Origin of the sequence: Nonomuraea sp. C10, from assembly GCF_008017515.1 — a bacterium.
Taxonomy (GTDB): domain Bacteria; phylum Actinomycetota; class Actinomycetes; order Streptosporangiales; family Streptosporangiaceae; genus Nonomuraea; species Nonomuraea ferruginea.
Map to the genome: position 1 here is coordinate 433,212 of NZ_VPFF01000001.1, position 20,929 is coordinate 454,140.

A 20,929-nucleotide genomic window follows, 5' to 3' on the forward strand; every position below is an offset into this window, starting at 1 on the left:
GGCTCCGCGAGGGCGAACGGACGACCGGCACTCCGGACCGGCCCCATGATGGAGGTATGACTTCAGTGACTTACCGCGTGTGCGTGGTCTGCATGGGCAACATCTGCCGCTCCCCGATGGCCGCGACCGTGCTCCGCAAGGTGCTGGACGGTCACGGGCTGGGCGAACAGGTGATCGTGGAGAGCGCTGGCACCGGCGGCTGGCACGCCGGTGGGCCGATGGACGAGCGGGCGCTGCGGGTGCTCGCCGCTCACGGGTACGACGGATCCGAGCACGTCGCCCAGCAGTTCACCGCCGACTGGTTCGACCGCTACGACCTGGTGCTGGCCATGGATCGCGACAACCGGGCGTTCCTCAGCCGGATGGCGTCCTCCGGCGTGGAGGTGCGGCTGTTCCGTTCCTTCGACCCTGACGCGCCTGCCGGCGCCGAGGTGCCCGACCCGTACTACGGCGGCGATGAAGGGTTCGTCGAGGTGCTTACCCTGGTGGAGGCCGCGTCCGTGGGCATCGCCAAGCACATCGCCGATGAGATCGACTGAGGACCTGGGCACGTCCCACGGCTGGCGGCTGCAGCGGGGCGTGCTCGACGACGGCCGCGTGGTGTTCGCCAAGACGGGAGCCCGTTCGCCGGTCTTCGCCTCCGAGGCGGCCGGGCTGCGCTGGCTGGGCGAGGTCATCGCCGTACCCGAGGTGATCGAGGCCGGTGCGGATCGGCTGGTCCTGTCGTGGGTGGACGAGGAGCCGCCGAGCGCCGCCGCGGCCGAGCGCTTCGGCCGCGACCTGGCGCTCATGCACCGGGCCGGGGCGGACGCCTTCGGCGCGCCCTGGCCGGGGTTCATCGCGGAACTGCCGATGGACAACACGCCCGCCGGCGACTGGCCGACCTTCTACGCGGAGCGGCGGGTGCTGCCGTTCGCCATGACGGCCCGGCTGCCGTCCCGTGACCTGGCGCTCGTCGAGCGGGCGGTGGCGCGGTTCGCCGAGGTCGCCGGGGAGCCGGAGCCGCCCGCCCGCATCCACGGCGACCTGTGGAGCGGCAACCTGCTGTGGTCGGGCGGCCGGGTCGTGCTGGTCGACCCCGCGGCCCACGGCGGCCACCGGGAGACCGACCTGGCCATGCTCGCGCTGTTCGGGGCGCCGTACCTGGACCGGATCCTGGGCGCGTACCAGGAGGAGGCCCCGCTTGGGGACGGCTGGCGCGAACGGGTCCCGCTGCACCAGCTGCATCCGCTGCTCGTGCACGTGGTGCTGTTCGGCGGCGCGTACCACGGCAGCCTGATGGACGCCGTGGCGAAGGTGCTGGCGCTCTAGGAGTTGAGCCGGCTGATGACCTCGTCGTGCAGGAGGCCGTTGGTGCACACCAGGCTGCCGCCCTCCAGGCCGCGCACGCCCGCCGTGTCGGTCCAGCGACCGCCCGCCTCCTCGACGATGACCGTGAGCGCCGCCATGTCCCACGGCGACAGCTCCGGCTCGGCCGACAGGTCCACCGAGCCTTCGGCCACCATCATGTGCGACCAGAAGTCACCGTACGCGCGAGTGCGCCAGCAGGAGCGGCCCAGGTCGAGGAAGCCGTCGAGGCGGCCGGTCTTCTCCCAGCCGCTGAAGCTGGAGTAGGAGAAGGACGCGTCGCCGAGGCTGGAGACGGACGACACGCGCATCCGGGTCGCCTTCGTCAGGCTCCTGCCGGTCCACGCGCCGCCGTCGGTCGCCGCCCACCAGCGCCGGCCCAGCGCCGGGGCCGACACCAGGCCGACCACGACCTTGCCGTACTCCATGAGCGCGATCAGCGTCGCCCAGACGGGGACCCCGCGCACGTAGTTCTTGGTGCCGTCGATGGGATCGACGATCCACGACCTGGCCCCCCAGCCGGTCTTGCCGAACTCCTCACCCACCACCGCGTCGCGCGGCCTGGCGCGGCGCAGCGTGCCGCGGATCGACTCCTCGACGGCGCGGTCGGCGTCGCTGACCGGGGTGAGGTCCGGCTTGGTCTCGACCTTGAGGTCGACCGCCTTGAAGCGCCGCATCGTCAGGTCGTCGGCGGCGTCGGCCATGACGTGGGCGAGACGGAGGTCATCGTGGTATCCCTGCACGAAGTGTCACGCTACCGTGCCGCCTGTGCCGAACAGCAGTCACCCGCGGCGGCTTTTCTGATAAGCCCGGTTTTCGGTTACCGGCTAGTAGCATGCGGGCATGTCACTTGACGTCGGCGATCTGCTGCTCCAGACCGTGCCCTTCGCCCGCACTCTCGGCATCACCTTCGACTCCGCCGCCGACGGGCGCGCCGTCTGCCGCCTGCCGGACCGGTCCGACCTGCACAACCATGTCGGCGGTCCGCACGCGGGCGCCTTGTTCACCCTGGCCGAGTCGGCGTCCGGCGCCGCCATGCTCACGGCCTTCGGCGACCAGCTCAATCGGGCGGTCCCCCTGGCTACCGCGTCGACCGTCCGCTACCTCAAGCTGGCCAAGGGCGAGATCGTGGCGTCGGCGCGGCTGCTGGCCGCGCGCGAGGAGGTGGTGGGGCGGCTGGACGCCGGTGAGCGGCCGGAGTTCGACGTCGAGGTCGAGGTACGGAACGAGGAAGGCACGGTGGTGGCCACCCTCACCGTCTCCTGGACCCTGCGCCCTTCCCGCTGAGGTCGGGTCAGGGGCTGTCGTCGAGCGCGCCTTCCCGGCTGGCCAGGAGGCGGCGGAGGGAGCGCAGGCGGGCCGTGTCGGCGTGACCGGCGGCCACCCAGGCGTCCAGGGCGCAGCCCTCCGTCAGGTGGGTGCAGCCCTTGGGACACTTGACCGTGCCCTCCACCAGGTCGGGGAAGGCGGCCAGGACCGTCTCCACCGACACGTGGGCCAGGCCGAAGCTGCGGACACCGGGCGTGTCGATGATCCACCCGCCTTCGGGCAGTTCGAGGGCGACGGCCGAGGTGGAGGTGTGGCGGCCGCGCCCGGTCACGGCGTTCACCTGCGACACGGCTCGGTTCGCGTCGGGGACGAGCACGTTGACCAGCGTCGACTTGCCCACCCCTGAATGCCCGACCAGCACGCTGATGCGCCCCTTGAGGTGGTCGCGCAGCTCGTCCAGCGAGCCGCCCCGGTGGACGACGACGTGCGGCACCCCCAGCGGGGCGTACTGGGCCACCAGGTCGTCCGGCGGCGCCAGGTCGGACTTGGTCAGGCAGAGCAGCGGGTCGATCTCCGCGTCGAACGCCGCCACCAGGATGCGGTCGATCATGCGCGGCCGGGGCGGCGGATCGGCCAGCGCCGTCACGATGACGAGCTGGTCGGCGTTGGCCACCACCGGCCGCTCGATGCCGTCGGTGTCTTCGGTGTCGTCGGCCGAGCGCCGCAGCATGGACGTGCGCGGCTCCACCCGGACGACCCTGGCCAGCGTGTCGGGCCGGCCGGAGACGTCGCCCACGAGCGCCACCCGGTCGCCGACCACGATGCCCTTGCGGCCCAGCTCGCGCGCCTTCATGGCCACCACCAGGCGGCGCTGCTGCTTGCGCCTGGCCTCCACCAGTGTCGTGTAGCGGCCCCGGTCGACCGCCACCACGAAGCCCTGCTCCGCGTCGTCGTGGGCAGGGCGGATGCGGGTCCGCGGCCTGGAGCCCTTGCCCGGCCTGACCCGTACGTCGTCCTCGTCGTACTCCCGCCTTCTCAGCGGTCCACTCCTATGACCTCGCTGGCTCGTCCAGAGGGGCCGCATACCCCGGGAAGGGGGAGGTATCCGCGCATGGCGGTCACCGGTCGCCCAGCATGGCGGCCCACATGTCGGCGAACTCCGGAAGGGTCTTACCCGTCGTCGCGATGTTCTCCACCTCGACGCCGGGAACGGCCAGGCCGATCACCGCGCCGGCCGTGGCCATGCGGTGGTCGTCGTAGCTGTGGAAGAGGCCGCCGCGCAGCGGGCGGGGACGGACGACGAGCCCGTCGGCGGTCTCCTCGGCGTCGCCGCCGAGCCGGTTGATCTCGGTGACGAGCGCGGCGAGCCGGTTGGTCTCGTGACCGCGCAGATGGGCGATCCCGCGCAGGCGGCTCGGCGTGCCGGCGAGCGCGGCCAGCGCGGCGACGGTCGGGGTCAGCTCGCCCACCTCGCGCAGGTCGGCGTCGATCCCGGCGATCTCTCCCGTGCCGCTCACGACGAGGTCGGCGACGTCGCCTGAGGAGGACTCCAGACGGACGTCGCCGCCCATCCGGGCGAGCAGGTCGCGCAGCGTGTCGCCCGGCTGGGTGGTCTCCAGCGGCCAGCCGGGGACCGTCACCGTGCCGCCCGTGACGAGGGCGGCGGCCAGGAACGGCGCCGCGTTGGACAGGTCGGGCTCCACCACCCACTCGCGGGCCGCGATCGGCCCCGGCTCGACGCGCCACACGTCGGGCTCGTGGTCGTCGACCCGGACGCCTGCGGTGCGGAGCATGTGGACGGTCATCTGGATGTGCGGCTGCGAGGGGACCGGCGGGCCGACATGGCGGACCGCCACCCCCTTCTCGAACCGGGCGGCCGCCAGCAGCAGGCCCGAGACGAACTGGGACGAGGCCGAGGCGTCGACCGTCACCTCGCCGCCGGTGAGCGGCCCGTGGACGGTGAACGGCAGCGCGTCGCCGTCGACCCGCGCGCCGAGCGCCCGCAGCGCGTCGAGGATCGGGCCCATCGGGCGCTTGCGCGCGTGGGGGTCGCCGTCGAACACCACCGGGCCGTCGGCGAGGGCGGCCACCGGCGGCACGAACCGCATGACGGTGCCGGCCAGCCCGGCGTCGATGCGCGCGCCGCCGCGGATCGGCCCCGGCGTGACCGTGTAGTCGACGCTGGAGGCGGTCTCGGCCGACGCGGTGAGCGTGGCGCCGAGGGCCCGCAGCGCCCCGGCCATCAGGTCGGCGTCGCGGCTGCGCAGCGCGCGGCGTACGACACAGGGACCGTCGGCGAGTGCGGCGAGCACCAGCGCCCGGTTGGTCACCGACTTCGAGCCGGGCAGCGAGACGGACGCCGAGACGGGAGCGTCGGCGTGCGGGGCGGACCAGTGGGCGTCAGGCATGCTCAAAGCCTACTGGCCCGCCGCGCCGTCACAGGAAGACGGCGGTGTCGAGCAGGAAGTCGACGGGGTCGGGGAGGTGGATCTCCTTGCCCAGGTCGACGCTGGTGGAGATCGTGTAGCGCCCGTCCTTCGGCTCGCTGAACACGGTGACCCGGGCGGGCTCCGAGACGGGGTCGATGAGCAGGTAGATCGGGACGCGGGCGGTCGCGTAAATGCCGGGCTTGTGGTCGCGGTCGTCGCCGACGCTGCTGGCCGAGACGACCTCGCCCGCCATGACGAGCCCGCTCGCGTACACCTCGCGGGCTCCCCAGCGGGGCGCGTCGGGTGGGTACACCGCGACGTCCGGCTCGTACGGGTCACGTGTCCCGTCCGTGCAGATCCCGAGGCCGGCGACGGCTTTCCAGCCGCGTGCGACGGCGTGGGGGCGCAGAACGACGGCGAGGGTGGTCGCCATGTCCTGATGTTCAAAGGTGCCTAGGGGGCTCACTATCAACCTTCCGTCGATGATCTCGGCGCGCATCTTCGTGCGGCCGACCAGGGCGTCGTAGACGTCGCGAAGGGTCGTGAGCTCGTTTTCGCCCGCGGGGGCGGGCGGGACTTCGCCGGTCGTGGCGGACACCTCCGGCTCGGGAGACGGAGCGGGGCATCCGTGAGTCTTGCGAGAAGTCGTCACCATCGTCCGTATCCCTTCGTGTTCTCTTCGATACTCAGAGTATTGCGCATGCGACTCGTACACGCGAGCGAATGACGGACGTGGCAGTGTGGAGGAATGTGCGGGAGATACGCGTCGGCGCGCGACAAGCACCAGCTCCTCGAGGAGTTCCAGGTGGAGCAGGACGCCGACCCTGAGAAGGAGCTCGGCGCCGACTACAACGTGGCGCCGACCAAGAACGTCTACGCCGTCCTGAGCCGCGTGCCGAAGGACGCCGAGCGGGCGGTGCGGCAGCTGCGGGTGGTCAAGTGGGGGCTGGTGCCGGCGTGGGCCAAGGACCCGTCCGTCGGGTCGCGGATGATCAACGCCAGGGCGGAGACGCTGGCGGAGAAGCCGTCCTACCGGCAGGCGTTCGCCAAGCGGCGCTGTCTGCTGCCCGCCGACGGCTACTACGAGTGGATGCCGGTCGAGGGCGACAAGAAGAAGAAACAGCCGTACTTCATCCATCCGTCCGACGGCGGGGTCCTGGCGATGGCAGGGCTGTACGAGTTCTGGAAGGACCCGAACCGCGCCGACGACGACCCGCTGAAGTGGCTCGTCACCTGCACGGTGATCACCACGGACGCGGAGGACGAGCTGGGCCGCATCCACGACCGCATGCCGATGATGATCGAGCGTGAGCGCTGGGGCGAGTGGCTCGACCCGAAGGTCACCGACACGGAGCAGGCGCAGCGGCTGCTGGTGCCGGCCCAGCCGGGCAGGCTCACCGCCCACCCCGTCGGCACCGACGTCAACAACGTCAGGAACAACGGCCCCGGCCTCGTCGAGCCGCTTCCGGAGGAGGGGGAAAGCGCGCTTTTCTGAAGGTGTAAGGAGCGTGTGAAGCGGGCATCCGGTGAGGAAAGCAATGGCATGCGTGTACGCGGTGTCACTGCTTATCAAATGCCCCCTCAATCGCACCGCGCGGGATTACCGGGGAGCTCCCGTCGCGGGTTGCCCTCACTTTCCCGGAGGTGCGGATCCGTGGACGCCGCGACCGCTCGTGAGCGACTGGAAGACATGCTCGCCGAACTCGACCGTTCGATCGGGGTGCTGCAGGGCGACCCGGTGGCGATCCGGGAGTACTCAGCCGCCGACGCGGGCTCCGACCTGACCGACGCCGATCGCGCCAGGGCGATGCTGACCGTCGCGACGACGCAGCGCAGGGCGGTGGTCGACGCCATCAAGAGGCTGGACGAAGGCACCTACGGACGGTGCGTCGACTGCGGCGCGCTGGTGCCCGAGGGCAGGCTGGAGGCCCGCCCGGAGGCGTCGCGGTGCGTGCAGTGCCAGGGCAAGCGCGAGCGCAGGCGCTGACCGCTCAGATCTTGCGGGCGCTGGCCACCAGGTGGATGCCGACCGTGTCGTCCTCGTCCGGACGCGCGTCGAGCTCGGTGCGCACCAGGTAGGACAGGGTGCGCGTGTCGGAGCCGAGCACGTGGTCGACCGTCGAGGGCGACAGCACCGTGCGCGGACGCACCCACTCGACGTCGAGGCCGGCGCCCATGAGCAGCTCGCGCAGCTGCGTGCTGCTGAAGCAGCGCGTGATGCTGCCGTCGGGCCACGGCACCAGCATGACCTCGCCGGTCTGCCGCAGGTGTTGCCACTGGCCCTGCTCGGCCAGGATCGCCATGCCCAGCACCAGCGAGTCGACGCACACCAGGGCGCGCCCGCCGGGCTTGAGCACGCGGGCCACGTCGCTCATCGCCGACTCGGCCATCAGCTCGATCGACATCGCGCGTTCCTCGGCGACCACCGCGTCGACGCTCTCGTCGGGCAGGAAGGACAGGTCGTCGGCGCGCACGTGGCGGACCAGCCCCGCCTCCCGCAGCCGGACGCCCTCGGAGGTCCGGCGGAAGTCGAGCACCTCGATCACCCGGTGACCCGCCCGGGCGGCCTGGCTGGACCACCGGCCGCGGCCGCCGGACAGGTCGAGGACGACCGAGGGCTGGGCGGGGAGCCATCTGCTGAGCTGTTCGGCGACGACGGCGTGGTAAAAGGTCCAGTACGGCCCCAGCGTTCCTGAGCCGTTGAGTTCCTCGGCCGGAATGGGCAGCACGCGCGACTCCTGGGTTCCGGAAAATGGCTACCAGCCGGTACGTATGGTTTTCCCCGCACCGGGTTGTTCGTCACCTTCTATCTTGCGGGAACAGACGAAGACACGGGCGTGTTGCGAGGAGCATGCTCACTTTGCTCGACGCCCTCCCCGGTGACCGCCCGGTCACCGGCGAACGGGTATCCTCCCCTGAGTACGGTGTCCCGCCACAGCTGGTCACCGGTGATCTTAGGGGGGTGGGTCCGGTGCCCGCGACAGGCGCGGAGACTCTGGAACAGCGGGGCGAGCGGTTCGAGCGTGATGTCATGCCTTACCTCGAGCAGCTCTATTCGGCCGCGCTCCGGATGACCCGGAACCCCGCCGACGCCGAGGACCTGCTGCAGGAGACCTTCGCCAAGGCGTTCGCGTCCTTCCACCAGTTCCAGGAAGGCACCAACCTCAAGGCGTGGCTCTACCGTATCCTCACCAATACTTTCATCAACAATTACCGCAAGAAGCAGCGCGAGCCCAAGCAGGCCGGCACCGAGGAGATCGAAGACTGGCAGCTCATGCGGGCCGGCTCCCACACCTCCAGCGGGCTGAAGTCGGCTGAGGTCGAGGCGCTCGAGCACCTCCCCGACGGCGACGTCAAGGAGGCCTTGGCCGCGCTGCCCGAAGACTTCCGGATCGCTGTCTACCTCGCCGACGTCGAGGGCTTTCCTTACAAGGAGATCGCCGACATCATGGGCACTCCGATCGGCACCGTGATGTCAAGGCTCCATCGCGGGCGCAGACAGTTGCGCGGTCTTCTGGAGGATTACGCTCGTGAGCGGGGCCTGGTCCCGACGGAGGGATCGAAATGAGCTGTGGCAAGCCGCATGAGACCGACTGTCGCGAGGTGCTCGACAGGGTCTACGAGTACCTCGACGGCGAGCTGACCGCCGGAGATGTCGCCGACATCCGCGTGCATCTCGACGAGTGCGGCCCCTGCCTGGAGGAGTACGACCTCGACAAGGCGATCAAGCAGCTCGTCGCCAAGAAGTGCGGCTGCGATCCGGTCCCCGACGACCTGCGCGACAAAGTGCTGGCGCGTATCGCACGGGTGAGGGCCGAGCTGTCCGACTAGGATCTCCCCATGCGCGTGCTTGTCACCGGGGGTGCCGGGTTCATCGGATCCAATCTCGTCGACCGTCTGCTCGCCGAAGGGCATGAGGTCGCCGTCGTCGACGACCTGTCCTCGGGCGGCCGCGACAACCTCGCCCAGGCGACCGGGACCGGCCGGCTCCGGCTGCATGAGCTCGACATCCGCGACCCCGCTCTGGTCGCCCTGGCCGCCGAGCTGAGGCCGGAGGTCGTCTGCCATCTCGCCGCGCAGATCAGCGTGCGCAAGAGCGTCGCCGACCCGGTGCTCGACGCCAGTCTCAACGTCACCGGCACCGCCGCCGTGCTCACCGCCGCGCGTGAGGGCGGCGCGCGCAAGGTGGTGTTCGCCTCGTCCGTCGCGGTCTACGGCAGGCCGCAGACGATCCCCGTGCCGGCCGGCGCCCCCACCGACCCGCGCTCTCCTTACGCCGCATCCAAGCTCAGCGGCGAGACCTATCTCGCCGCCTTCCGCGGCCTGTACGGCATGGAATACACCACGCTCGTGCTGGCCAACGTCTACGGGCCGCGCCAGTCGCCCGAAGGCGAGGCGGGAGTGGTGTCGATCTTCACCGACGCGCTGCTCGGCGGCACTCCCACGGTCGTCTACGGCGACGGCACGCAGACCCGCGACTACGTCTACGTCGACGACGTCGTGGAGGGCTTCGTCCGGGCGTGCGGCTCCGCCGGCGACGGCCGCCGGTTCAACCTCGGCACCGGCATCCAGACCACCGACCGCAGGCTTCACTCGCTGATCGCCGACGCGGCCGGCGCGCCCGACAAGCCGGGCTTCGCCCCGCCGCGGCCCGGCGACCTGCCGGCCATGGCCGTCGACCCGGTGCCCGCCTATGAGGGCCTCGGCTGGGAGCCGCGCGTTGATTTGTCCACAGGCGTGAAGAACACGGTCGAATGGGCCAGAAGTCGCCGCAGGTAGTTGTTCGATTACACTTTGCTTGCGATTCGTGACTCGGCCGGTTTGCGGGCGCCGTCTTATGTAGCGTGAGCCCCAGAAATCGACGTGGAGGCCAGCGCATGTTGAAGCCACTGATCGCCCGGCTGTTCACGGCCGTCGTGCTCATCACCCCCGTGGCCGCGTTCCTGGTGGGCATGGCCACGCCCCCCGGGGTTTCCTGGACCTGAACGTGCGTTGGGGGCCGCAATGCGTGATCTGCCGTGGCCCGCGAGGGTCTACCTGGTCGCCCTGATCGGCGCGGTGGCCGGGCTCGTCGGGTGGAGCGCCGTCGCGCCCGAGGGCTCGGCCGTCGCGGGCAAGCTCGACGTCCTGCTCGTGCTCATGCTCCTGTTCCTGGTGTGCGAGTCGATGCCGACGTTGCTGACCGTGGAGCATTTCGCGGTGTCGGTCAGCTTCTCGGCGGCGCTGGCCGCCGTGGTGCTGATCGGGCCCGAGGGTGCGGCCCTGGTGGGGCTGACCGCCATGCTGAGCGTGCGGCCCGGGCTGCCGCTCATCAAGCGCGTCTTCAACGGGGCGCAGTTCGCCATCTGCGGCTACGCGGCCGGCTTCGTCTACGTCTGGCTCGGCGGCGCGATCGGCGTGCCGGAGGTCCACGAGTTCGACGACCTCATCGGCCCGTACGTCGGCGCCACCGCGGTGTTCGTGCCGCTCAACATCCTGCTCACGCTCACCATGGTCCGGCTGGCGACCCGCGTCAGGCCGGTCGAGATGCCGTTGCGCGGGCTGGCCCAGTTCCTGCTGTCCTACTTCGGCTACGGCACGTTCGGGTTGCTGGTGGCGGGCCTGTGGGCGACCATCCAGTCGATCTCGGCGGTGCTGGTGCTGGTGCCGCTGTTCGTGGCGCGCTGGGCGTTCGGCCAGTATCACGCGCAGCAGCGCTCGTACGACGCGACGATCGCGGCGCTGTGCCAGGCGGTGGAGACCAAGGACTACTACACCCGAGGCCACTGCACCCGGGTGTCGCTGGCGTCCGGCATGATCGCCGAGGAGGTCGGCATGGGCGTGGAGCGGATGCGCGCCATCCGCTACGCGGGCATGCTGCACGACGTGGGCAAGCTCGGCGTGCCGACCAAGGTGCTGCAGAAGGACGGGCCGCTCACCGAGGAGGAGTTCGCCGCGATCCAGCTCCACCCGATGCGCGGCCTGGAGATCGTGCAGGGCATCGACTTCCTCGACGAGGCGTTCGCCGGGATCATGCACCACCACGAGCGCCACGACGGCAAGGGCTACCCGATGGGGCTGGCCGGCGACGAGATCCCGGAGTTCGCCCGGATCATCGCGGTGGCCGACGCGTTCGACTCGATGACCTCCGTCCGCTCCTACCGCGGCGCGCGGCCCGTCAGCGTGGCCGTGGAGGAGCTGCGCAAGGGGGCGGGCACCCAGTTCGACCCGGTGATGGTGGCGGCGTTCGTGCGGGCGCTGGAGCGCGAGCCGTGGCAGCCGCCGCGCCGCGTCGACCTGCCGCCGCCCGACGCCGCCGAGACCCCCACGAAGGACCACGACGACCCCACCATGCCCATCCAAGTGGTGACCGGGCAGTGACCCGCGCCCTCCGGCGGCTCCGCACGGGCCAGCTGCTGCTCATCTGCACCGCGGGCGCCGTGGCTCTGGCGGGCATCGCCCATGTCTCGGCCGAAGGGCTCGACCGGCCGGAGATCGCCGTCGGGTTCGGCGCGCTGATCGCGGCCGGCGAGCTGGCCAGGCTCACCATGCCGGGCAACCGGGAGGTCGCCCCGATCGGGGCCGCCGCCGCGCTCGGCTACACGCTGCTGCTCGACCTCAGCCAGGTCCAGCTGCACCACTCCGCGCTCCAGGTCGTGGCGGTGATCGCGGTCGGCATGATCGCGGGCGCGCTGCCCCACCTGGCGGTCGGCCGTCCTCCCCGGCTCGACGCGATGGCCCGCCGCCTGCTCACCGGCGCGCTGCTGGCCGCCGCCTTCAGACCGCTCGCCGATCCGCTCTACTGGCTGACCCAGGGCGAGGGCGGCACCTGGTGGCCGGCGCTCGGCGTGATGGTGGTGCTGATCGGCCTGATGCTGCTGATCGACATGCTGATCGCGGCCATGCTCAGGGCGGAGCAGGTGCGCACGGCGTTCCGGGTGGCGCTGCGCGACGAGCTCAACGTCGCCTTCCCGCTCGGCGCCGCGGTGGCCTCCTCCGGGGTGCTGCTGGCGCTCGCCACGCACAGCATGGACCTCGTGGCGCTGCTCGTGTTCGCGGCCCCGCTGCTGGTCACCCAGGTGGCCTTCCGCAAGTACGCCGGGATCCGCGCCACCTACCTGCAGACCGTGCGCGCCCTGTCCAGGGTCACCGAGGTCGGCGGCTACGTCGAGCCGGGCCACTCGCGCAGGGTGAGCCGCCTGGCCGTGGCCGTCGGCAGGGAGCTGGGCATGGCCGAGCCGGAGCTGCTGGAGCTCGAGTACGCCGCGCTGATGCACGACATCGGCCAGCTCTCGCTGCGCGACCCCATCCCCGGCGGCGCCACTGTGCTCGCCGAGCCCGACCAGGCCCGGCGCATCGCCGAGCTGGGCGCCGAGGTGATCAGGCAGACAGGGGTGCTGGACCGGGTGGCCGACCTGGTGAGCCGCCAGTGCGACCCGGTGAGCGAGGACCCTCCGCTGGCCAGCCGCATCATCAAGGTCGTCAACGCCTACGACGACCTGCTGGGCGGGTCGACCGACCGCGACCGGGCGAGCGCCGCGCTGGAACGGCTGAGGCTGGGCGCGGGGGTCGCGTACGATGCCGACGCGGTCGAGGCGCTGGCCCGCGTGGCGGGCCGCCTGCTGCTGCGGCTGTAGGGGTCGCGCAGTGAGCCGGGCCGCTAGCGGGTTTCCGTGAGCTCACCATTGTAGGAATCCTACAGAACCGGTTGTCCGGATCGGTGGTGTCGAGGGAAAGGGATCAGGGGTGCGGGAGCCGTAGGGTTGCTCCGTGCTGACTGAGTCGCTGGGGCCTGTTCTGGTCGCCAACCGGGGAGAGATCGCCCGCCGGATCATCCGTACCGTCAAGCGGCTGGGGCTGCGGGCGGTGGCGGTCCACTCGGAGGCGGACGTGGGGTTGCCGTTCGTGCGTGAGGCCGACGAGGCGGTGCTGATCGGCCCGGCCGCGCCCGCGCAGAGCTATCTCGACACGGCCAAGGTGCTGGAGGCGGCCAGGGCGACCGGAGCCCGCGCCGTCCACCCCGGTTACGGGTTCCTGGCGGAGAACGCCCGGTTCGCGCAGGCCGTGATCGACGCCGGGCTGGTCTGGGTCGGGCCGTCGCCCGAGGCGATCGACCGGATGGGCGACAAGATCAACGCGCGCAACCTGATGGAGGCGGCCGGCGTGCCGGTCGCGGCCGGCACCCGCGAGCCCGCCACCGACCTCGACCTGGCGCTGGAGGCCGCCCGGAGCATCGGCTACCCGGTGATGGTCAAGACCGCCGGGGGCGGCGGCGGGATCGGCATGAGCGTGGCGCGCGACGAGAGCGAGCTGGCCAAGGCGTTCGAGCAGGCGTCCAGGGCGGCCGCGCGGTTCGCGGCGGGCGACGCGCCGGACGGGCCGGCCATTCTGCTGGAGCGCTACATCGAGCGGGCCCGCCACGTCGAGGTGCAGATCCTGGGCCTGCCCGGCGGCAAGGTCGTGGCGCTGGGCGAGCGCGACTGCTCGGTGCAGCGCCGCCACCAGAAGGTGGTGGAGGAGTCGCCGTCACCCGGGCTCACCCCCGAGCTGCGCGAGCGCATGCTCGCGGCGGCCGTGCGGGCCGGGGAGGCGGTCGGCTACCTCGGCGCAGGCACCGTCGAGTGCCTGGTCGACGCCGACGCGCAGGACTTCGTCTTCCTGGAGATGAACACCCGGCTCCAGGTGGAGCATCCGGTCACCGAGCTGGTCACCGGGCTCGACCTGGTGGAGCTGCAGCTGCGGGTCGCGGCGGGGGAGTGTCCCGAGGTGACGACGGCGACGGCCGGGCACGCGATCGAGTTCCGCGTCTACGCCGAGGACCCGAAGCGCTTCTTCCCCGGGCCCGGCACGATCACCGTGTGGGACGAGCCGACCGGCGACGGGGTGCGGGTCGACTCCGGCTACGCGGCCGGTGACACGGTGACCCCGTTCTACGACCCGCTCATGGCCAAGCTGTGCGTGCACGCGCCGACCCGTACCGAGGCGCTGGAGCGGGCCCGCAAGGCGGTGGCGAGCTTCACCGTCGAGGGTCCCAAGAACAACCTGGCGTTCTGCGCGGAGCTGCTGGAGCACCGCGAGTTCGTCAAGGGTGACTACGACACGGGTCTGGTGGCGCGGATGCGCGGCGGCAGGCCCGCGTGACATTGTTGGATCATTTCCTCGAAGGGAGTCGCGGTGGCTGAGGTCCGTGCGGAGATGGTGGCGAACGTCTGGAAGGTGGTCGTCAAGGAGGGCGATGCGGTCTCCGACGGCGACACGCTGGTCATTCTCGAGTCGATGAAGATGGAGATCCCGGTGCTCGCCGAGGACGACGGCGTGGTGGTCCGGCTGAAGGTGGCCGAGGGCGACGTGATCCAGGAAGGCGACCTGATCGCCGTCATCGAGTGACGCGGCTCATGAACCTGTCGCGGTCGACCACGACCCGCTCGATCGTGCCGCGGGCGACGACCGCGTGCCTGTCGCGGGCGAGGAAGCCGAAGGTCAGCCGCCTGCCGTCGACCGCGGTCAGCTCGGTCTCGATCTCGACGTGGGTGCCGACCGGGCTGGCCGCCAGGTGCTCCAGCTCGGCGCGGGTGCCCACGGAGGTCTGGCCCGGCTCCAGGTGGTCGAAGACGGCCCGCACGGTGGCCTGCTCGGCGAGGGCCAGCAGGCGCGGTGTGGCGAGCACGGGCACGTCGCCGCTGCCGATCTTCGTCGCGGTGTCCTCCACCTCGACCATGATCATCAGCTGGGCGCGCAGACCTGGAGCGAGCGTCATGTGTCCAAGCCTAGTAGTCGACTACGGGCATCGAGATCTGGTGCAAAACGGGGACAAGCATGACCCCGAGGCCGCAGGATAGGGTTTGTACGGCTTATGGCATTTGTGTGGCGTGTGAGAAGGGTGAGTCGTACTCTCTCGAAGTTCCGTGACCTCTGTGTTACCTCACCGCGACACAAGTCCGCTTTGTTGGAGAACCCTGGGGTGGGCGAGGTTCGAGAGGTAGAGGGGTAGCGGGGGAAGTCATGGTGGCCCAAGGGACGACGCTGGCCGGGCGGTATCGTCTGGATACCCGCATCGGCGCGGGCGGCATGGGCGAGGTCTGGCGCGGCGAGGACACCGTCCTGGCCCGGACCGTCGCCGTAAAGGTGCTGCTTCCGGGCCGCATGCAAGACCCCGGGTTCCTGGCCCGTTTCCAGGCCGAGGCCAGGGCGATGGCCACGATCAACCACTCCGGGGTCGTCGACGTCTACGACTACGGCGTGAGCGGCGACACCGTCTACCTGGTGATGAAGTTCGTCGACGGCGAGCCGCTCGACCGGCTGCTCACCCGCCTGGGCCGGATCGCCCCCCAGCCGGCCATGGAGCTGATCGCGCAGGCCGCGTCCGCCCTGCAGGCCGTCCACGACCAGGGCATCGTGCACCGCGACGTGAAGCCGGGCAACCTGCTCGTGCAGCGCGACGGCACGCTCGTGCTCACCGACTTCGGGATCGCCCGCTCCGACCTGGGCAACCGGCTCACCGACGCCGGCATGGTGCTCGGCACCGCCGCCTACTGCGCGCCCGAGCAGGCCGAGGGCGCCCCGGTCACACCCGCGGTCGACATCTACGCGCTCGGCGTGGTCGCCTACGAGTGCCTGGCAGGGCAGCGGCCGTTCGACGGCGACAGCCCTGTCACGATCGCGCTCAAGCACATCAGGGAGGCGCCTCCGCCGCTGCCTCCCGACATCCCGCCGCCGGTGCGCGCGCTGGTGGAGCAGGCGCTGTCCAAGGACCCCGCGCGGCGCTTCCCGAGCGCCCGGGCGATGAGCGAGGCGGCGCGCATGATCGCCGCCGGCCAGCTGCCGCCCGCCCAGCCGTCCATGCCGTCGACGGGCGCCACCATGCCCCCGCCGGTGGCGTCCTATCAGACGGGCGCCATGCAGGCCCCCGAGGCGACCACGGTGGCGGGGCCGCGGCAGAGCCGCCGCGCCGCGGCCAAGGCGCCCCGACGGGGCGGTCTGGTGGCCGCACTGGCCGCGGCCGTGGTGGTCGGGGTGGGCGCGGGCGCGGTCGCGCTGACCAACATGAGCGGCGAGACGGTGCCGCCGCCCGACCCGGACAAGGTGGCGATGAGCCAGCCGGCCGAGGTCACCGACGAGCCGACCCCCGCCAAGACCACCACGAAGCCGCCCAAGCCCAGGCCCACTCCGACGACGGAGACGCCGGTCCGCCCGGAGACGACGCCGACGCCCGAGGAGACGAAGCCGTCGCAGTCCCCCACTCCCACGGCGACCCCTACGGCGACGCCGTCCAAGACGCCCTCTACCACCCCGACGGCTCCCAAGCCCAAGAAGCCCGTGCCCTACGTGGTCGACCTGCCGTATCCGCAGGCGAAGTCCATGCTCAGCGCCTCCGGGTTCAAGATCTTCGCCGACGACCAGACCGGCGGCAAGGTCAAGGAGGAGTGCCTGAAGGTCGCGCAGAGCTGGCCGGACGGCGGGGAGGAGCTCATCGTGGGGAAGGTGGTCAAGGTCGTCCTCATCCCGATCGACCCCTGCGCCTCGTCCACTCCGAGCCCCACGGTCACGCCGGTCCCCAAGAACTGATAGGCCCTCACACCCCCGTGGTGTTGCGCGGGTAGGCGATCTCCGGGTCGGTGGCGATGTTCACCATGTACGGGATGCCGGAGTCGAACGCGCGGCGCAGCGCGGGCCCGATCTCCGACGGGTGGGTGACCAGCTCGCCGCCGCCGCCCAGCGCCGTCACCACCTGGTCGTAGCGACACTGCGGCTGCAGCTCGGCCGCCACGTCGTAGCCGTAGAGCAGCTGCATCGGGTGCTTCTCCAGGCCCCAGATGCCGTTGTTGCCGCAGATCATGACGACCGGCAGGCGGTGCCGTACGAGCGTGTCGACGTCCATCAGCGAGAAGCCCGCGGCGCCGTCGCCGAGCAGCAACACCACCTGGGAGGACGGGCGGGCCAGGCGGGCGGCGATGGCGTAGCCGAGCCCGGTGCCGAGGCAGCCGTACGGGCCGGGGTCGAGCCAGTTGCCCGGCTGCCGGGGCTCGACGTACTTGCCGGCGTAGGAGACGAAATCGCCGCCGTCGCCGATGACCACCGCGTCGTCGGCGAGGACCTTGCCCAGCTCGCCGTAGATGCGCATGGGATGGATCGGGTCGGTGTCGGCGGCCAGCAGTTCGGCGTCGCCGGCGATGGCCGCGGAGGCGGTGTCGGCGAGCGTGGACAGCCAGGCGGCGTAGCGGGAGGGCTTGACGCCCGCCTCGCCGCAGGCGTCGCCGAGGCTCCACAGCACCACGGACAGGTCGCCGGCGGTGGAGGCGGCCGGGGACATGTGGGTGACCAGGTGGGACGGGGCGTCGGTGATGTGCACCACCTTGGCCAGCGGCGCGCCGTCCTTGCCGCCGAACCAGCCGTAGCCGAGCCGGAAGTCGAGCGGGGTGCCGATCACGACGACCAGATCGGCCTTGGCGAACGCCTGGCCGCGGGCGCGGGTGACGAGCAGCTCGTGGCCGGCCGGCAGGATGCCGCGGCCCTGGCCGTTGGGGATGACCGGCAGCCGCCACGCCTCGGCGAAGTCGCGGGCGGCCTCCTCGGCCCGGTCCATCCACACGTCGGACCCGTACACCAGGACCGGGCGCTCGGCCTCGGCCAGCAGCCGGGCGATGGCGCGCAGGTCGTCGGGGTCAGGCTCCAGCGGCGAGGGCGTCTGCGTCTGCGGCTCGTGCACCGGCGACGGCGAGAACAGGTGGTCCATGTAGAAGTCGAGGAAGACGGGCCCCCGGTGCGGCGCCACGGCCGTGCGGAAGGCCATCTCGACGTCCTGGCCGGTCGACTCGGGGCCGGAGGAGGTGAACGCCAGCTTGGTGATCGGGGCCAGCAGCGGCGGGTGGTCCATCTCCTGCAGGGCGCCGCTGCCCCAGCGGGACTGGGGGGCCCGCCCGCCCATGACGACCACCGGCGAGCCGTTGAAGTGGGCCGTGGCCACGCCGCTGACGCCGTTGGTGATGCCGGGGCCCGCGGTGAGCACCGCCAGGCCGGGCTTCCTCGTCAGGCGGGCGGTGGCCTCCGCGGCGAACACCGCGCTCTGTTCGTGGCGCACGTCGAGGATGCGCATGCCCTCGTGCTGGGCGCCGTCGTACAGGGGGAAGACATGTCCTCCCGAGAGGGTGAACATGGTCTCGACACCATAGGCCTTGGACACGGCGACGGCGGCGTCACCGGCGTGCTTCGCAGACTCCATAGCCCGGAACTTACCAATGAGTCACATGAGTAAACAGCCTTCAAGGAGGAGGTCAGCAGCAGATGTGGATGACGCCGTCGCGGGTCGTGGCGCGCACCTTGCGTGACGAGGACGGGTCGACGCGGCTCTCGACGTCCGTCTCGGGGGCGCTGGCGGTCACGTCGTAGTCGCCTTCGGGCAGGTCCATCCCGATGTCGCCGACGGCCCTGACCACGGCGCGCACGTCGGCCGGGGGAGTGTCGAACGACAGCCGCACCGTGCCGGTGCCGGTCTCGGCGTCCACCACGCCGCCGCGCAGGCGTGCGGCGTCGATGTCGCCGGTCTCGCTGCGCAGCCGCAGGTCACCGGTCAGGTCGTCGGCGTCGACGAGTCCCCAGGCGGAGGTGAGGCTGACGTCGCCGTGGATGCCGCTGACGCTCAGCGAGGCGCTCGTGGTCGCCTCGATGTCGGTCTCCGGTGGGACGAACAGCTGGTAGTTGACCAGGCAGTCCGGCTGACCGGGGAGGTGGTCGCCGGGGCAGCCGCCGTCGAGGCGGAGCGCGTTGTCAGCCCACTCCTCGCTCACCGTGGGCTTCCGCCCGGTCCACATCAGCTGGCGCCCCACCCCGACGGAACCGGCCCGGCCCGCCTGGATGTGCACGTGGATGTCGTCGCCGGCCTCGATCGTCAGCGCGCCGCCCCGGAACGGGATGGACCGCCACGTCAGCTCGGTGGGCGGGCTGGGGTCGGCGACGGCCTGCCAGACGAGGTTGGTGGAGACGGCCAGTGCGACCACCGTCAGGGTCGCGCCCAGGACCAGCCAGAGCCGCCTCACGGCAAGCTCCTGATCTTGAGGAACTGGAGCACGGCCAGCACCCGCCGGTGGTCGCCCTCGGCGGGGGGCAGGTCGAGCTTGGCGAAGATGTTGCCGATGTGCTTGCCCACCGCGCCCTCGCTGAGCACCAGCGCCTGCCCGATGCCCGCGTTGGAGCGGCCCTCCGCCATCAGCTGGAGCACCTCGTACTCGCGGGGTGTCAGCCGGTCCAGCGGGTCACTGTGGCCGCGCAGCAGGAGCTGGGCCACCACCTCCGGGTCGAGCGCGGTGCCGCCGGCCGCGACCCTGCGCAGCGCGTCGACGAACTCGGCGACGTCAGCCACCCGGTCCTTCAGGAGGTAGCCGACGCCGCCCGTGGCGGACGACAGCAGCTGGGCGGCGTAGCGCTCCTCCACGTACTGCGACAGCACCAGGACGGCGAGCGCCGGCCGCTGGCGGCGCAGCACCAGCGCGGCCCGCAGCCCCTCGTCGGTGTGCGTGGGCGGCATGCGGACGTCGGTGAGCACGAGGTCGGGCCGGTGCTCCTCGGCGGCCCGCAGCAGCCCTTCGGCCTCGGCCACGGCCGCGACCACCCGCATGCCCGAGCCCTCCAGCAGCCGGATCAGCCCTTCGCGCAGCAGTACGGAGTCCTCGGCGAGCACTATGCGCACGGTAGTTCCACCTCGATCGTCGTCGGCCCGCCCAGCGGGCTGCTCAGCCGCAGCGTGCCGTCGACGGACTCGACCCGCTGGGCCAGGCCGCGCAGCCCGGTGCCCCGGTCCATCGTCGCGCCTCCGCAGCCGTCGTCGTACACCAGCAGGCGCAGCCGGTCGCGCTCGCGCCGCACGGTCACCTCGGCCCGGGTGGCCGCGGCGTGCTTGGCGATGTTGGTCAGTGCCTCGGACACGGTGAAGAACGCCACCGCCTCGATCGTCGGGGAGACGCGGCGGTCGATGCCGACCTCCAGCCGCACCGGGATGGGGGCCCGCGCGGCCACGCCGGAGAGCGCCGCGTCCAGGCCCTGGTCGTTGAGCACCGCGGGGTGCAGGCCGCGGACGAGGTCGCGCAGCTCCCTGAGCGCCTGCTTGGCCTCCTCGTGCGCCTGCTCGATGGCCTGGCGCGCGGGGTCGGGCAGGTCGGTCAGCGTGGCGCGGGCGATGCCGAGGTTCATCGCGAGCGACACCAGCCGCTGCTGGGCGCCGTCGTGCAGGTCGCGCTCGATGCGGCGGCGCTCGGCGTCCGCGGCGTCGATCACGCCCGCGCGGCTCTCGGTCAGCGTCTCGATCCGCTCGTCCAGCTCCTTGCGGCTGGGGCCGAGCAGCGCGCGGGCGATCGCCAGGTCGAGCGCGGCCATGACGCGGGCCAGCAGCGGCGCCAGCACCAGCAGGACGACGCCGGCCAGCGCGTAGACGACCGCCACCGCGGGGTCGCGCAGGTCGGGCGTGAAGACCATGGGCGGCGGGCTGGACAGCGGCCCCAGGAAGGCCAGCACGCCCACGAGGCCCGCCCCCCAGGCCAGCGACACCAGGACGGCCGCGGGGAAGCTCACGAGCGGCGACAGCGCGTGGTAGCCCACCTGCCGCCACAGGCTCAGCGTGCGCCAGCCGGACGCCACCGGGACCGGCGGGATGCGCGCCCCCTGGAACGCCGCGAACCTGGAGCGCTGCACCCCGGTGAGCCAGGGCAGGGCGTGACGGAGCGCGGCGGGGAACAGGGCCAGCGGGAGCGTCGCCGCGGCGAGCAGGCAGGCGACGGGCAGCCCGGTGATCACGTGCGCGGTGTCCAGCCAGGCCCTGGCCGACCAGGGACGGGGGACCTTCATGGAATCCACCGTATTGAGGTGGAAGGTCCGCTGGACATGGGTTTGTCGTCCGGGTACGGGGTGGGGTTAGC

The 20,929-nt window shown here is 71.7% G+C and carries 23 protein-coding genes; 13 read left to right on the top strand and 10 right to left on the bottom strand.

The annotated features are described in order from the left end of the window. Positions 1-56: 56 nt before the first annotated feature. A complete protein-coding gene (locus FR742_RS02030) occupies positions 57-539 on the top strand; it encodes a low molecular weight protein-tyrosine-phosphatase (protein WP_261808316.1) in 483 nt (160 codons plus the stop codon). Next, positions 526-1,311 (top strand): fructosamine kinase family protein, encoded by a 786-nt coding sequence (locus tag FR742_RS02035; protein WP_148029322.1) that lies wholly within the window; start codon positions 526-528, stop codon positions 1,309-1,311. The genes FR742_RS02030 and FR742_RS02035 overlap by 14 nt, the downstream gene beginning before the upstream one ends. Here FR742_RS02035 and hisN read toward each other — a convergent pair. Next, on the bottom strand, positions 1,308-2,090 hold the full coding sequence (hisN, locus tag FR742_RS02040) for a histidinol-phosphatase (RefSeq protein ID WP_148029323.1): 783 nt from the start codon (positions 2,088-2,090) through the stop codon (positions 1,308-1,310). The genes FR742_RS02035 and hisN overlap by 4 nt on opposite strands. A 100-nt stretch (positions 2,091-2,190) precedes the next feature. Here hisN and FR742_RS02045 point away from each other — a divergent pair, with 100 nt between their 5' ends. After that, a complete protein-coding gene (locus FR742_RS02045) occupies positions 2,191-2,634 on the top strand; it encodes a DUF4442 domain-containing protein (RefSeq protein WP_148029324.1) in 444 nt (147 codons plus the stop codon). Positions 2,635-2,641: 7 nt separating this feature from the next. On the opposite strand, the gene rsgA is transcribed toward FR742_RS02045, so the two are convergent. From rsgA to FR742_RS02060, 3 genes are read right to left on the bottom strand one after another with little or no spacing between them, the layout of a single operon-like run. Next, positions 2,642-3,700, bottom strand: coding sequence for a ribosome small subunit-dependent GTPase A (gene rsgA / locus FR742_RS02050; protein WP_261808317.1), 1,059 nt, complete (start codon positions 3,698-3,700; stop codon positions 2,642-2,644). 34 nt (positions 3,701-3,734) lie between these two features. Continuing rightward, complete coding sequence (aroA, locus tag FR742_RS02055; protein ID WP_148029325.1) at positions 3,735-5,024, bottom strand: 3-phosphoshikimate 1-carboxyvinyltransferase; 1,290 nt, start codon at positions 5,022-5,024, stop codon at positions 3,735-3,737. A 28-nt stretch (positions 5,025-5,052) separates the two neighbouring features. Then, positions 5,053-5,700, bottom strand: a complete 648-nt coding sequence (locus tag FR742_RS02060) for a Uma2 family endonuclease (RefSeq protein ID WP_148029326.1) — start codon at positions 5,698-5,700, stop codon at positions 5,053-5,055. A 93-nt stretch (positions 5,701-5,793) separates the two neighbouring features. Here FR742_RS02060 and FR742_RS02065 point away from each other — a divergent pair, with 93 nt between their 5' ends. Next, the gene (locus FR742_RS02065) at positions 5,794-6,540 is read left to right on the top strand and encodes an SOS response-associated peptidase (protein ID WP_148029327.1); all 747 of its coding nucleotides are present in this window, start codon (positions 5,794-5,796) and stop codon (positions 6,538-6,540) included. A 159-nt stretch (positions 6,541-6,699) separates the two neighbouring features. Next, positions 6,700-7,032, top strand: a complete 333-nt coding sequence (locus FR742_RS02070) for a TraR/DksA C4-type zinc finger protein (protein WP_148029328.1) — start codon at positions 6,700-6,702, stop codon at positions 7,030-7,032. A gap of 4 nt (positions 7,033-7,036) precedes the next feature. Here FR742_RS02070 and FR742_RS02075 read toward each other — a convergent pair whose 3' ends face one another. Continuing rightward, entirely contained in the window at positions 7,037-7,774 is a 738-nt protein-coding gene (locus FR742_RS02075; protein WP_148029329.1) for a class I SAM-dependent methyltransferase, read from the bottom strand. Positions 7,775-8,007: 233 nt separating this feature from the next. Here FR742_RS02075 and FR742_RS02080 point away from each other — a divergent pair, with 233 nt between their 5' ends. The 7 genes from FR742_RS02080 (at position 8,008) to FR742_RS02110 (ending at position 14,411) form a co-directional block, all read left to right on the top strand. Beyond that, positions 8,008-8,613: a sigma-70 family RNA polymerase sigma factor gene (locus FR742_RS02080; protein ID WP_261808837.1), complete on the top strand. Its 606-nt coding sequence runs from the start codon at positions 8,008-8,010 to the stop codon at positions 8,611-8,613. Further along, entirely contained in the window at positions 8,610-8,876 is a 267-nt protein-coding gene (rsrA, locus tag FR742_RS02085) for a mycothiol system anti-sigma-R factor (protein WP_148029330.1), read from the top strand. Before FR742_RS02080 ends, rsrA begins: the two co-directional genes overlap by 4 nt. Positions 8,877-8,885: 9 nt before the next feature. Continuing rightward, a complete protein-coding gene (locus FR742_RS02090; RefSeq protein ID WP_148029331.1) occupies positions 8,886-9,824 on the top strand; it encodes an NAD-dependent epimerase/dehydratase family protein in 939 nt (312 codons plus the stop codon). A 225-nt stretch (positions 9,825-10,049) separates the two neighbouring features. Further along, on the top strand, positions 10,050-11,405 hold the full coding sequence (locus tag FR742_RS02095; protein WP_148029332.1) for an HD-GYP domain-containing protein: 1,356 nt from the start codon (positions 10,050-10,052) through the stop codon (positions 11,403-11,405). After that, complete coding sequence (locus FR742_RS02100; RefSeq protein ID WP_148029333.1) at positions 11,402-12,661, top strand: HD-GYP domain-containing protein; 1,260 nt, start codon at positions 11,402-11,404, stop codon at positions 12,659-12,661. Before FR742_RS02095 ends, FR742_RS02100 begins: the two co-directional genes overlap by 4 nt. Positions 12,662-12,794: 133 nt before the next feature. After that, the gene (locus FR742_RS02105; RefSeq protein ID WP_222708816.1) at positions 12,795-14,165 is read left to right on the top strand and encodes an acetyl/propionyl/methylcrotonyl-CoA carboxylase subunit alpha; all 1,371 of its coding nucleotides are present in this window, start codon (positions 12,795-12,797) and stop codon (positions 14,163-14,165) included. 33 nt (positions 14,166-14,198) lie between these two features. Further along, on the top strand, positions 14,199-14,411 hold the full coding sequence (locus FR742_RS02110; RefSeq protein ID WP_148029334.1) for a biotin/lipoyl-binding carrier protein: 213 nt from the start codon (positions 14,199-14,201) through the stop codon (positions 14,409-14,411). On the opposite strand, the gene FR742_RS02115 is transcribed toward FR742_RS02110, so the two are convergent. Then, complete coding sequence (locus tag FR742_RS02115) at positions 14,401-14,781, bottom strand: thioesterase family protein (protein WP_187280954.1); 381 nt, start codon at positions 14,779-14,781, stop codon at positions 14,401-14,403. The two genes, FR742_RS02110 and FR742_RS02115, sit on opposite strands and share 11 nt — an antisense overlap. Before the next feature lie 245 nt (positions 14,782-15,026). Between FR742_RS02115 and FR742_RS02120 the strand changes: the two genes are divergently transcribed. Continuing rightward, complete coding sequence (locus FR742_RS02120) at positions 15,027-16,589, top strand: serine/threonine-protein kinase (protein WP_148029335.1); 1,563 nt, start codon at positions 15,027-15,029, stop codon at positions 16,587-16,589. A 7-nt stretch (positions 16,590-16,596) separates the two neighbouring features. On the opposite strand, the gene FR742_RS02125 is transcribed toward FR742_RS02120, so the two are convergent. The 4 genes from FR742_RS02125 to FR742_RS02140 are packed head-to-tail and all read right to left on the bottom strand — an operon-like array spanning position 16,597 to position 20,858. Then, the gene (locus tag FR742_RS02125; protein WP_148029336.1) at positions 16,597-18,243 is read right to left on the bottom strand and encodes an acetolactate synthase; all 1,647 of its coding nucleotides are present in this window, start codon (positions 18,241-18,243) and stop codon (positions 16,597-16,599) included. A 52-nt stretch (positions 18,244-18,295) separates the two neighbouring features. Then, entirely contained in the window at positions 18,296-19,057 is a 762-nt protein-coding gene (locus tag FR742_RS02130) for a hypothetical protein (protein WP_148029337.1), read from the bottom strand. Next, positions 19,054-19,707 carry a response regulator transcription factor gene (locus FR742_RS02135; protein ID WP_148029338.1) on the bottom strand — a complete coding sequence of 218 codons (654 nt, stop codon included), beginning with the start codon at positions 19,705-19,707 and terminating at the stop codon, positions 19,054-19,056. Before FR742_RS02135 ends, FR742_RS02130 begins: the two co-directional genes overlap by 4 nt. Further along, positions 19,698-20,858, bottom strand: a complete 1,161-nt coding sequence (locus FR742_RS02140) for a sensor histidine kinase (RefSeq protein WP_148029339.1) — start codon at positions 20,856-20,858, stop codon at positions 19,698-19,700. The genes FR742_RS02135 and FR742_RS02140 overlap by 10 nt, the downstream gene beginning before the upstream one ends. Between the last annotated feature and the right edge of the window lie 71 nt (positions 20,859-20,929).

Excerpts from the sequence above, each read along its gene's own strand:
- FR742_RS02030 (WP_261808316.1), top strand. The coding sequence starts at position 57 with ATGACTTCAGTGACTTACCGCGTGTGCGTGGTCTGCATGGGCAACATC.
- FR742_RS02035 (WP_148029322.1), top strand. The coding sequence starts at position 526 with ATGAGATCGACTGAGGACCTGGGCACGTCCCACGGCTGGCGGCTGCAG.
- FR742_RS02045 (WP_148029324.1), top strand. The coding sequence starts at position 2,191 with ATGTCACTTGACGTCGGCGATCTGCTGCTCCAGACCGTGCCCTTCGCC.
- rsgA (WP_261808317.1), bottom strand. The coding sequence starts at position 3,700 with ATGCGGCCCCTCTGGACGAGCCAGCGAGGTCATAGGAGTGGACCGCTG.
- aroA (WP_148029325.1), bottom strand. The coding sequence starts at position 5,024 with ATGCCTGACGCCCACTGGTCCGCCCCGCACGCCGACGCTCCCGTCTCG.
- FR742_RS02060 (WP_148029326.1), bottom strand. The coding sequence starts at position 5,700 with ATGGTGACGACTTCTCGCAAGACTCACGGATGCCCCGCTCCGTCTCCC.
- FR742_RS02065 (WP_148029327.1), top strand. The coding sequence starts at position 5,794 with ATGTGCGGGAGATACGCGTCGGCGCGCGACAAGCACCAGCTCCTCGAG.
- rsrA (WP_148029330.1), top strand. The coding sequence starts at position 8,610 with ATGAGCTGTGGCAAGCCGCATGAGACCGACTGTCGCGAGGTGCTCGAC.
- FR742_RS02090 (WP_148029331.1), top strand. The coding sequence starts at position 8,886 with ATGCGCGTGCTTGTCACCGGGGGTGCCGGGTTCATCGGATCCAATCTC.
- FR742_RS02095 (WP_148029332.1), top strand. The coding sequence starts at position 10,050 with ATGCGTGATCTGCCGTGGCCCGCGAGGGTCTACCTGGTCGCCCTGATC.
- FR742_RS02115 (WP_187280954.1), bottom strand. The coding sequence starts at position 14,781 with ATGACGCTCGCTCCAGGTCTGCGCGCCCAGCTGATGATCATGGTCGAG.
- FR742_RS02120 (WP_148029335.1), top strand. The coding sequence starts at position 15,027 with ATGGTGGCCCAAGGGACGACGCTGGCCGGGCGGTATCGTCTGGATACC.
- FR742_RS02125 (WP_148029336.1), bottom strand. The coding sequence starts at position 18,243 with ATGGAGTCTGCGAAGCACGCCGGTGACGCCGCCGTCGCCGTGTCCAAG.
- FR742_RS02140 (WP_148029339.1), bottom strand. The coding sequence starts at position 20,858 with ATGAAGGTCCCCCGTCCCTGGTCGGCCAGGGCCTGGCTGGACACCGCG.